We start from the raw sequence: 10,335 nt of genomic DNA, 5'->3' as shown, positions 1-10,335 counted from the left end.
GAAATGCTGGCAGCGGCGGCGGGGGTTGTCCGCCGCGTCGGAAGCCAGCAGCAGCACCCGGGCGTCCCGGGCACGGGCAACGGCTTCCACCGGTTCCTCGCCTACCGCCAGACGGCCGCCCCGCAGGCACAGCCCCAGCAGGGGGAGGATCTGTTCACTGTCCATGGGCACCTCCCAGCTCCGCCTCCATGGCGTCGTACACCGCCGGCGGGATCACGGTCTCAAAGGCCCGCTCCAGCGCCTTGGACTTGCGGGCCTTCCGCAGGCACTCCACATCGTGGCACACATAGGCGCCGCGGCCGGGCTTTTTGCCGCCGAAGTCCAGGCTGATCTCACCCTCCGGGGATTTGACCACCCGGAGCAGGGATTTTTTATCCTTCATTTCCCGGCAGCCCACACACTGCCGCTGGGGGATCTTCTTTACTTTCGGCATGTTACAGCTCCGCCTTTCCTAAAAACCGGATTACTCCTGAGGCAGATCCAGGATCTCCTCATCCTCGCCGCCGGCAGTCTCGGCCGGGGCGGCGGGCTCCGCTTCTTCGTTTTCCTGATAGCTCTGGGGCTTGATGTCGATCTTGTAGCCGGTGAGGCGGGCGGCCAGGCGGGCGTTCTGGCCCTCCTTGCCGATGGCCAGGGACAGCTGATCGTCCGGCACCAGCACGCGGCAGGCCTTGCCCTCGTCCGCCATCCACACATCCACCACGTCGGCGGGCGCCAGTGCGGCGGCGATGAACTGGGCGGGGTCCTCGCTGTACTTGATGATGTCGATCTTTTCGCCCCGCAGCTCCTCCACGATGGCGGCTACCCGCTGGCCCTTGGGGCCCACGCAGGCGCCGATGGGGTCCACGTTCTCGTCGTTGGACCACACGGCCATCTTGGTGCGGCTGCCGGCCTCCCGGGCGATGGACTTGACCTCCACGGTGCCGTCGTAGATCTCGGGGACCTCCAGCTCGAACAGGCGCTTGACAAGGCCGGGATGGGTCCGGGAGATGAGCACCTGGGGACCCCGGGTGGAGCGGCGGACTTCCACCACATACACCTTCACGTGCATCCCCTCGGAGAGGACCTCGCCGGGGACCTGCTCGCCGGCGGTCAGCAGGATCTCATTGGTGTCCGTGCCGGTGCCGATGCGAAGGAACACATTGTTGTTCCGGGGGTCCACGCGGGTGACCACGCCGGTGAGGATCTCATGCTGCTTGGAGTTGAACTCGTCGTACACCATGCCCCGCTCGGCCTCCCGCAGGCCCTGGATGATGACCTGCTTGCCGTTGCCGGCGGCGATGCGGCCGAATTCCACCGTGTCCACGGGGATGTTGACCATATCGCCGATCTCGTACTTGGCGGAGATGTGCTTGGCGTCGGCCAGGGTGATCTCGTTGCCGGGGTCTACGTAGTCCTCCTCGTCCACCACGGCTTTCTGGACGTACATCCGCAGGTCCTTGTGGGCCTCGTCCACGTCCACGATCACGTTTTCTACCTCATTGTGGTCCCGCTTGTAGGCGGTGATCAGCGCCTGGACGATCTTTTCCATCATAAAGGACTGGGGAATGCCCCGCTCCTGCTCCAGCAGCGCCAGGGCGGCAAAGATTTCAGCGGGGTTGAAGCCCACGGGCTCCTTTTGCTTCTTGCCTTTCATCAGTGATTCTCCTTATTGTGAAATTCCGAAAAACAGATATACGCGCACGTAAAAATTTAAAATTCCACCCGCAGGCGGACCAGGGCGATGTCCTTCTTGGCGAAGGTCATCTCCTGCTTTCCCACCGTGATGGTGACGTCGCCGGTGTCCTCGTCATAGCCTGCCAGCACGCCGGGGAACTCCTTGCGGCCGTCCTGATTGCGGTAGAGCTTCACCAGTACCGCAGAGCCCAGATACCGCTGGAAGTCACCGGGGCGCTTGAGCGCCCGCTCGGCGCCGGCGGAGCCCACCTCCAGGGTGTAGCTGCCCTCGATGGGGTCGGCCTCATCCAGCAGGTCCGAGAGCCGCCGGGAGACGGCCTCGCAGTCCAGAATGTCCACGCCGCCCTCCTTGTCCAGCAACACCCGCAGATACCAGGTGCCCGCCTCTTTGACGTACTCCACGTCCCAGAGGGTGCAGCCCCGCTCCGCAATGACCGGTGCGGCCAGCTCGGCGGTCAGTTCCGTGATTTTTTTCATGGGATAACTCCCTCCTTTTGACGCTTTGCGCAGAAATTGGGTTCGTGAAAAAGGCCAAGAAAAAGAGCGGACCTAAGGCCCACTCCCCATAGCTTACACTTCTAACATACGCATCATACCACAGCGGGGAAAAAAGCGCAAGCCCTTTCTTGCAGATTCTTTATTATATGTATGGGTGCCCTGCCTCCCGGGACGAAAGCGAGAAAAAGGGACGCCCCGGCAGGCGTCCCTTTCGGTACCTCAGCGGCGGCGGATGGCGGCCGCGAGGCAGGAGAGCAGAAACAGTGCGAGATTGGCGGCCACTACCGAGGCCCCTACCGGGGTGGAGCACACGAAGGAGACGGTGAGTCCTGCGCAGAAGCACACCACGGCGGTGATGCCGGAGCAGATCACCACGCCCCGGAAGCTCTTGAAGAGGCGCATGGCGGTGAGAGCGGGGAAGATCACCAGGGAGGAGATCAGCATGGCTCCCATCATCCGCATGCCCAGCACGATGGTCAGCGCCGTGAGAATGGCCAGCAGCGTATTGTACCGGGAGACCCGGACGCCGGTGGCGGCAGAGAAATTCTCGTCAAAGGTGACGGCAAAGAGCTTGTGGTAAAAGAGAATGAACAGCACCAGCACCGCGATGGAGAGCCCCACAGACAAGAGCACGTCTGTTTTGGTCATGGCCAGGACGCTGCCGAACATGTAGTTGTCCACATCCGTGGTCATGCCGGTGGTCAGGGAGATGACGATGATGCCCAGGGCCAGGGCGGAGGCACTCATGACGGCGATGGCGGCGTCGCTGTTCCAGCGGGGGTGGCTGGCCATCCGCAGCAGGAAGAAGGCCGCCAGGATTACCACCGGGATGGAGAAGTACAGCGGCGTGAAGCCCAGGGCCACCGCCACCGCCAGGGCACCAAAGGAGACGTGGCTCAGGCCGTCGCCGATCATGGAGTAGCGCTTGAGCACCAAGGAGACCCCCAGCAGAGCGCAGCAAAGGCTCACCAGCACACCGGCAATCAGCGCCCGCTGCATGAAGGGGAAGGAGAACATATCCAAAAGACTCATACATTGCCCTCCTGAAACCGCCGCCCCTGGGAGGAGGCAAGATACTCCGCCACGGACCCGCAGAAATAACTGCTGCGGCCGATGTGCAGCACCGTTCGGGCGCTGCGGAGGGCGGCTTTGAGATCGTGGGTCACCATGACGATGGCCATGCCCTCTTTCTGGTTGAGATAGGTCAGCGTCTTGTAGAGGTCCTGGGCGGCGGCGGGGTCCAGGCCGGTGATGGGTTCATCCAGGATCAGCAGGGAGCTGGCGGCGCACAGGGCCCGGGCCAGCAGCACACGCTGCTGCTGACCGCCGGAGAGATCCCGGTAACACTGGTCCTTGAGCTCCAGAATCCCCAGCTTGCCCATGTTCATGAGGGCCGCGGATTTCTGGGCGGAGGAGTAGAAAAAGCGCATGCCCTTGCGGTTGAGGCAGCCGGAGAGGACCACCTCCCACACGGTGGCGGGGAAGTCCCGCTGGGCCCGGGTCTGCTGGGGCAGATACCCCAGACTTCCCTGCCGCAGCTCCGGGGAGCGCCAGATTTCTCCGGAGAGGGGTTGGATCAGCCCTAAAAGGCCCCGCAGCAGCGTGGATTTGCCGGAGCCGTTGTCTCCCACGATGCACAGGTAATCCCCCCGGCGGATGGTCAGGTCCAGATGCTCCAGGACGCTCTGCCCCTCATAGCCCAGGGACACGTCCCGGCAGACCAGCAGTTCATTGGTGGGTTCCATGGTCTTCCTCCGCCTCCTTTCCGGCGCATTGTTCGCACAACCCCAGAAACAATGTCCGGCGGGGGTTGATGCGGAAGTGGTGGTCCTGTTCCAGATGGTCGTACAGGGTCTGCAGGTGGGAGCAGTCCAGGTGCCGGATGCAGCCGCACTTTTCACATTTGAGCAAAAAGCAGTCCCGGTGACCGTTGGCGTCGTGGCTGCAGAACTGGTAAAAGGCACCCTCCTCCGTGTTCACCTTGTGGACGCGGCCTGCCTGCTCCAGCTTTTCCAGCTGGCGGTAGACGGTGGCCAGTCCCACCGGGCAGCCGTCCCGCCGCAGGTCCTCCGCCAGGTCTGCCGCGGTGAGCAGTTCCTCCCGCCGCTGCTCCAGGCAGTGGAGCACTGCCTGCTGCTGTTTGGTACTGTATGGCATGAAATGCCTCCCAATAATATGAAAATGAGAATCATTTTCATATTATAGACGGCCGTGAAAAAAAGTCAAGGGGAGTTGCAAAAATCTGCAGAATAGAGTATGGTAAAGAAGAACGACCCTGCGCGGCGGCGCGCATACACCAGAGAGGATTTAGGAGAGAGTTACATGAAAGTCTCATTGGTCATTATGGCGGCGGGGCTGGGGTCCCGATACGGCGGCAGCAAGCAGGTGGACGGCATCGGCCCCCATAACGAGATCCTGATGGAGTACTCCATCTACGATGCGCTGCGGGCGGGCTTTAACAAAGTGGTGTTCATCATCAAGCCGGAGATGGAGGAGATGATGCACCGGATCTGCGGCGATTACCTGGCCCAAAAGACGGCCCTGGACGGCAGCCCTGTGGAGGTGGCCTACGCGTTCCAGGACTTTTCTTCCGTGCCGGACTTTTACAAGATCCCGGCGGAGCGGACCAAGCCCTTCGGCACGGTCCACGCGCTGCTGTGCGCGGCGGACGTGGTCCACGAGCCCTGCTGCGTCATCAACGCGGACGACTACTACGGCATTGACGCTTACCGGACTATTTACCAGGAACTGGTGAAGCTGCCCGAGACGGGCAAGGCCACCATGGTGGGTTACCTGCTCAAGAATACGGCCAGCCTCCACGGCACCGTCTCCCGGGGCATCTGCACCACCCGGGACGGGTATCTGGAGAGCGTCCGGGAGGCGCTGAAAGTCCAGCTCTACCCCGACGGGACGCTGCGGGATCTGGCGGAGGACCGGGATCTGGCACCGGACACGGTGGTGTCCATGAATTTCTGGGGCTTTATGCCCAGCATCTTCCCGGCGTTGCGGAGCTATTTTGAGGAATTCCTGCGCAGCGAGGCCGGTGACAACATCAAGGCAGAGTGCCTGCTGCCGGTGATGGTGGACCAGCAGATGCGCAAGGGGGCCCTGGAGGTCTCCGTGCTCCACTCCACCGACAAGTGGTTCGGCATGACTTATCACGATGACCGGGAGATCGTGGCCAAAGAGCTGCGCCGGCTCCACGCCGAGGGGGCCTATCCGGAGGATCTGCGGGTCTGAGCAGCCTGAAAACGCCCCTTTGCCGCGGGACGCACGAAAGATCGTGCGCCCCGCGGTTCTCGTTTTTGGGGGCGGCGGAGGAGCGGAGAAAAATTGATAGAATTTGACACCAATTTTTTAACAATTTGTTTCGACTTTTTCCGCCAAAATGCGTCTTAATAAATAGAAAGACCATTGGAGACAGGGGGAGCCGGTTATGGCACGCAAGCGAAAAAAGAATTCGGGGATCAGGGCCCGCCATCTGGTGGTGGGCGTGCTGCTGACGGTGGCGCTGGCGCTGCTGTTGACGCCGGGGACTCCGGCCGGCGCGACGCCCGGCGGGCTGGACGACGGCGAGGCGTGCGTCAGCGGGCTGCATGTGATGGCCCCAGAGCTGAAAGCTCCCCAGGTGCCGGAACGCCGGACCCCGGAGCCCAAGGCACCAGAGACAAAAGAGCCTGAGGCGGCCCCGGAAGAGACGACGCCGGCCCAGCCGGAGAGCAGCGTGATCGTGCCGGAGAGTGAACCGGTGGCGGATACATACTTTTCCGATGTGGTGTTCCTGGGGGATTCCCGGACCGAGGGATTTTATCTGTACAGCGGTCTGAAGGAAGGACAGTATCTCTACGCGGTGGGGGCCACGGTTGCCTCCGTCTTTACCAAGGAAACGGAGAAGACGGACGCGGGCAAGGTGCCCATGCTGGACGCGCTGGCAGACATGGAGTGCGGCAAGGTCTATGTGATGCTGGGCGTCAACGAACTGGGATGGCCCCGGACCGAGACCTACTATGACCAGTACAGAAAGCTTATCGACCGCATTCGCCAGGACCACCCGGACGCTGAGGTGGTCATCCAGTCCTTGCTGCCGGTCAGCGCCGCCCAGGAGGCCAAGGGCACCTACGTCAACAACGAGCGCATCGCCGTATACAACGACCTTCTGCAGCAGCTGGCAGAGGAGAAAAACTGCCCGTATGTGAATGTGGCGGAGGCGGTCACCGGCGAGGACGGCTGCCTCAAGCCGGAGCTGACGTCGGATGGAATCCACCTGAATACGGCGGGCTGCGCCGTCTGGCTGGACTATCTGCGGACGCATCCTGTGTAATTTGTCCCCTGGAAGGGGGATGGAATGGGGACAGACCTGTCGGTTTTCATGAAAACCGGCAGGTCTGTTCATAATTCGGGGAGAAAGCGGCCCAGACAACTTGACTTTTGCCGGGAATCCGTCTATAAATGGAAGTACTGGATCACCCTGATGTGGTCCCTTTGCTTGCGGAAAAGGATTCCACAATGTGGAAAATGAGATGTTTACCACGCAGGGTGGTATGGTTAATCCCTGTGTGGGCATCCCGAAGAAGGAGGATGTGTTCATGGAAACCATTACCGCTTTGATTCAGGACACCCCCATCCCCAAGATGGTGAAGGTGCGCCAGAAGTTCGATGATTCTCATATCCCGGCGGAGGAGATCCCCGGCGTTGTCACCCGGGAGCTTGACCGCCCCGAGATCGGCGGCAAGATCAAGCCCGGCCAGAAGATCGCCATCACCTGCGGCAGCCGCGGCATCAACCACAACGCCGCCATGGCCCGGGCCATCGTGGACTTCGTCAAGTCCAAGGGCGCTGAGCCCTACATCGTGGCCGCCATGGGCAGCCACGGTGGTGCCACTGCCGAGGGCCAGACCCAGATCCTCAAGGACTACGGCATCACCGAGGAGGCCATGGGCTGCCCCATCAAGAGCTCTATGGAGACGGTGCAGATCGGTCTTTCCGGCGTGCGCCATCAGCCGGTCTTTATCGACAAGAACGCCTCTGAGGCGGACGGCATCATTCTCTTCAACCGTATCAAGCCCCACACCTCCTTCCGCGGCCCCTATGAGAGCGGCCTGATGAAGATGATGGCCATCGGCCTGGGCAAGCAGCACGGCGCCGAGAGCATCCATCACCAGAGCCCCGCCATCATGCACGAGCTGGTGGAGGAGTACGGCCGGACCATTCTGGAAAACTGCCCGGTCCTGGGCGGTATCGCCGTTATTGAGAACGCCTACGACGAGACCTACCTCATCAAGGGCCTGAGCCCCGAGGAGATCATCACCGAGGAGCCCAAGCTCAAGGAGATCTCCTACAAGACCATTGCCCACCTGCTCTTCGACAAGTGCGACGTGCTGGTGGTGGACAAGATCGGCAAGGACATCTCCGGCGACGGCATGGACCCCAACGTCTCCGGCCGGTTCGTCCAGCCCAAGTACTGCTCCGGCGGTATCCAGGCGGAGAAGGTGGTCATCCTGGACCTGACCGATGAGACCCACGGCAATGCTCAGGGCATCGGCCTGGCAGAGGTCACCACCCGGCGTCTTTTCAACAAGATGAAGCTGGAGATGACCTATCCCACCGGCGTCACCAACACCTTCCTGCACCTGATGAAGATCCCCATGATCATGGACAATGACCGTGAGGCGCTGCAGCTGGCGCTGATGTGCTGCCCCGAGGCGGAGGATCAGAACAACATGAAGATGATCCGCATCCCCAACACGGCCCACATCGACTACATCGAAATCTCCGAGGGCATGCTGCCCCTGGCCAAGGCCAACCCCAACATCGAGATCCTGTCGGAGCCCTACGATCTGGCCTTCGACGAAAATGGCAACCTGTTCTGATCCCTCTTCGGAGCCGGTGCGGTGCTTGCGAGAGCTGCCCGGCTCCGATGCTTTGCCGTGGGGCGCTGCCCTGCGAGAACCATCCGGGCGGAGGACCCGGACTATGAAAAAAGGAGTGTCAAACCTATGCGTAACGCCATGATTATTGACGGGAAGGACAACGTGGCTGTGGCCATCGAGCCCATCACCAAGGGCGATACCGTCACCTATGCCTGCGACGGCAAGGATGTCTCCCTGACCGCGCTGGAGGATATCACCATCTACCACAAGATCGCCACCCGGGACATCGCCCAGGGCGAGCCCGTGGTCAAGTACGGTGAGCACATCGGCATTGCGTCCTGCCCCATCAAGGCCGGCGAGCATGTCCATGTCCACAATGTGGAAGGCCATCGGGAAAACCTGGAAGCCAAGGAATAAGGGAGGAAACAGCTATGATGACTTTTTACGGATATAAGCGTCCGGATGGCCGTGTGGGCGTCCGCAACAAGGTGCTGATTCTGCCTGCCAGCGTCTGCGCCTCCGATACCACCCGCATCATCGCCCAGCAGGTGGTGGGCGCGGTGACCTTCAACAACCAGCAGGGCTGCTCTCAGGTGGCCTCCGACCAGCAGCTGACCATGGACGTGATGGCCGGCTACGCCGCCAACCCCAACGTGTATGGCACGGTGGTGGTGTCCCTGGGCTGCGAGAACTGCCAGATGGACCTGGTGGTCAAGGCTATTCAGGAGCGCACCAACAAGCCCCTCAAGCAGGTCATCATCCAGGAGGCCGGCGGCACGCTGAAGGCGGTGGACCTGGCGGTCCGCTATGCCAAGGAGATGGTGGCGGAGGCCTCCATGCTCCAGAAGGAGGAGTTCCCCATCTCCGAGCTGATCGTGGGCACCGAGTGCGGCGGCTCCGATCCCACCAGCGGCCTGGCCGCCAACCCCGTCATCGGCCAGATGAGTGATCTGGTGGTGGCTGCCGGCGGTACCTCCATCCTCTCTGAGACCACCGAGTTCATCGGCGCCGAGCACATCCTGGCCCGCCGCGCCGCTACGCCCGAGGTCCACAACCGGATCTTCGAGATCGTGCACCGCTATGAGGCCGCTCTCCGTCTGGTGGGCGAGGAAGTCCGGGAGGGCAACCCCTCTCCGGGCAACAAGGCCGGCGGCATCACCACGCTGGAGGAGAAGTCCCTGGGCTGCATCCACAAGGGCGGCCACAGCCCCATCAGCGCCGTGTATGACTACGCCAAGCAGGTGAAGAACAAGCAGGGTCTCGTAATCATGGACACCCCGGGCAACGATCCCTCTTCCGTGGCGGCCATGGTGGCCGGCGGCGCCCAGGTGGTGGTGTTCTCCAGCGGCCGGGGCACGCCTACCGGCAACCCTATCTCCCCCGTCATCAAGATCACCGGCAACAAGCTGACCTTCGCCAAGATGGAGGACAACATCGACTTTGACGCCTCCCCGCTGATCTACGGCCAGCACACCCTGGAAGAGCTGGGCAACAACCTGCTGCAGATGGTGGTGGACACTGCCAACGGCAAGCAGACCAAGGCCGAGTCTCTGGGCTATACGGAAATGGCCATCGCCCGCGTGTGCAACTACGTGTAAGTTTCTGCAAGGGCTTCAAACGCCTGTCCCGAACCGGGACAGGCGTTTCCTTTTGCCCCGGGTGCCGGGGTGCGCCTTGCGCCGGAACACGGGACATGCTATGATAGCAGGGAATGAAGGAACAAGACGAGGTACAGCATGAAAAAACTGGTCATTGGCATCCTGGCCCACGTGGACGCGGGCAAGACCACCCTCTCAGAGGCGCTGCTCTACCGCAGCGGTGCAGTGCGGAAGCTGGGGAGAGTGGACCACCGGGATGCATTTTTGGATACGGACACCATCGAGCGGGAGCGGGGCATCACCATCTTCTCCAAGCAGGCTCAGCTGCCTCTGGGGGAGGACCTGGAGGCCACCCTCCTGGACACGCCGGGGCATGTGGACTTCTCCGCGGAGATGGAGCGGACGCTCCAGGTGCTGGACTGCGCCATTCTGGTCATCAGCGGTACCGACGGCGTCCAGGCCCACACCCGGACGGTGTGGCGCCTGCTGGAGCGCTACGGCGTGCCCACGTTCCTTTTCATCAACAAGATGGATCTGGCGGGGGCGGATCAGGCGTCGGTGCTCTCGTCACTGCGGCGTCAACTCCACGGCGGCTGTGTGGATTTCACTGCATCGCCGGAAGAACTGGCGGAGGAGGCGGCCGTCTGCGATGAGGCGGTGCTGGAGCGGTATCTGGAGACGGGAGCGCTGAG

12 protein-coding genes are annotated in these 10,335 nt (G+C 62.0%); 6 read left to right on the top strand and 6 right to left on the bottom strand.

All coding sequences use genetic code 11. From position 1 onward, the window contains the following. Positions 1-154: 154 nt before the first annotated feature. From rnpM to QZL67_RS09500, 6 genes are all read right to left on the bottom strand, one after another. Positions 155-433: an RNase P modulator RnpM gene (rnpM, locus tag QZL67_RS09525; RefSeq protein WP_022290488.1), complete on the bottom strand. Its 279-nt coding sequence runs from the start codon at positions 431-433 to the stop codon at positions 155-157. A gap of 30 nt (positions 434-463) precedes the next feature. Then, complete coding sequence (gene nusA / locus QZL67_RS09520; RefSeq protein ID WP_022290487.1) at positions 464-1,636, bottom strand: transcription termination factor NusA; 1,173 nt, start codon at positions 1,634-1,636, stop codon at positions 464-466. 56 nt (positions 1,637-1,692) lie between these two features. Then, entirely contained in the window at positions 1,693-2,154 is a 462-nt protein-coding gene (gene rimP, locus QZL67_RS09515) for a ribosome maturation factor RimP (protein WP_022290486.1), read from the bottom strand. A 240-nt stretch (positions 2,155-2,394) separates the two neighbouring features. Then, complete coding sequence (locus tag QZL67_RS09510) at positions 2,395-3,207, bottom strand: metal ABC transporter permease (RefSeq protein ID WP_022290485.1); 813 nt, start codon at positions 3,205-3,207, stop codon at positions 2,395-2,397. Next, the gene (locus tag QZL67_RS09505; protein ID WP_022290484.1) at positions 3,204-3,920 is read right to left on the bottom strand and encodes a metal ABC transporter ATP-binding protein; all 717 of its coding nucleotides are present in this window, start codon (positions 3,918-3,920) and stop codon (positions 3,204-3,206) included. The genes QZL67_RS09510 and QZL67_RS09505 overlap by 4 nt, the downstream gene beginning before the upstream one ends. After that, a complete protein-coding gene (locus QZL67_RS09500) occupies positions 3,904-4,332 on the bottom strand; it encodes a Fur family transcriptional regulator (RefSeq protein ID WP_022290483.1) in 429 nt (142 codons plus the stop codon). The genes QZL67_RS09505 and QZL67_RS09500 overlap by 17 nt, the downstream gene beginning before the upstream one ends. 165 nt (positions 4,333-4,497) lie before the next feature. Between QZL67_RS09500 and QZL67_RS09495 the strand changes: the two genes are divergently transcribed. The 6 genes from QZL67_RS09495 to QZL67_RS09470 all read left to right on the top strand — a co-directional run. Next, complete coding sequence (locus tag QZL67_RS09495; protein ID WP_022290482.1) at positions 4,498-5,415, top strand: sugar phosphate nucleotidyltransferase; 918 nt, start codon at positions 4,498-4,500, stop codon at positions 5,413-5,415. A 196-nt stretch (positions 5,416-5,611) separates the two neighbouring features. Further along, entirely contained in the window at positions 5,612-6,496 is an 885-nt protein-coding gene (locus QZL67_RS09490; RefSeq protein ID WP_022290481.1) for a GDSL-type esterase/lipase family protein, read from the top strand. Between the two features lie 265 nt (positions 6,497-6,761). Further along, a complete protein-coding gene (locus QZL67_RS09485; protein WP_292920233.1) occupies positions 6,762-8,045 on the top strand; it encodes a DUF362 domain-containing protein in 1,284 nt (427 codons plus the stop codon). Between the two features lie 126 nt (positions 8,046-8,171). After that, positions 8,172-8,462 carry a UxaA family hydrolase gene (locus tag QZL67_RS09480; RefSeq protein WP_022290479.1) on the top strand — a complete coding sequence of 97 codons (291 nt, stop codon included), beginning with the start codon at positions 8,172-8,174 and terminating at the stop codon, positions 8,460-8,462. Between the two features lie 17 nt (positions 8,463-8,479). Beyond that, positions 8,480-9,643 (top strand): UxaA family hydrolase, encoded by a 1,164-nt coding sequence (locus QZL67_RS09475; RefSeq protein ID WP_292920235.1) that lies wholly within the window; start codon positions 8,480-8,482, stop codon positions 9,641-9,643. A gap of 138 nt (positions 9,644-9,781) precedes the next feature. Next, on the top strand, positions 9,782-10,335 hold a 554-nt coding region (locus QZL67_RS09470; RefSeq protein WP_292920231.1), incomplete at its 3' end, for a GTP-binding protein.

Origin of the sequence: Oscillibacter sp. CAG:155 (assembly GCA_000436875.1) — a bacterium.
Classification (GTDB): Bacteria; Bacillota; Clostridia; order Oscillospirales; family Oscillospiraceae; genus Oscillibacter.
The sequence above is the reverse complement of the archived record's forward strand: the minus strand, read 5'-3'. Positions and strand labels throughout refer to the sequence as shown.

Excerpts from the sequence above, each read along its gene's own strand:
- QZL67_RS09490 (WP_022290481.1), top strand. The coding sequence starts at position 5,612 with ATGGCACGCAAGCGAAAAAAGAATTCGGGGATCAGGGCCCGCCATCTG.
- QZL67_RS09505 (WP_022290484.1), bottom strand. The coding sequence starts at position 3,920 with ATGGAACCCACCAATGAACTGCTGGTCTGCCGGGACGTGTCCCTGGGC.
- rnpM (WP_022290488.1), bottom strand. The coding sequence starts at position 433 with ATGCCGAAAGTAAAGAAGATCCCCCAGCGGCAGTGTGTGGGCTGCCGG.
- QZL67_RS09495 (WP_022290482.1), top strand. The coding sequence starts at position 4,498 with ATGAAAGTCTCATTGGTCATTATGGCGGCGGGGCTGGGGTCCCGATAC.
- QZL67_RS09485 (WP_292920233.1), top strand. The coding sequence starts at position 6,762 with ATGGAAACCATTACCGCTTTGATTCAGGACACCCCCATCCCCAAGATG.
- QZL67_RS09500 (WP_022290483.1), bottom strand. The coding sequence starts at position 4,332 with ATGCCATACAGTACCAAACAGCAGCAGGCAGTGCTCCACTGCCTGGAG.
- nusA (WP_022290487.1), bottom strand. The coding sequence starts at position 1,636 with ATGAAAGGCAAGAAGCAAAAGGAGCCCGTGGGCTTCAACCCCGCTGAA.
- rimP (WP_022290486.1), bottom strand. The coding sequence starts at position 2,154 with ATGAAAAAAATCACGGAACTGACCGCCGAGCTGGCCGCACCGGTCATT.
- QZL67_RS09475 (WP_292920235.1), top strand. The coding sequence starts at position 8,480 with ATGACTTTTTACGGATATAAGCGTCCGGATGGCCGTGTGGGCGTCCGC.
- QZL67_RS09510 (WP_022290485.1), bottom strand. The coding sequence starts at position 3,207 with ATGAGTCTTTTGGATATGTTCTCCTTCCCCTTCATGCAGCGGGCGCTG.
- QZL67_RS09480 (WP_022290479.1), top strand. The coding sequence starts at position 8,172 with ATGCGTAACGCCATGATTATTGACGGGAAGGACAACGTGGCTGTGGCC.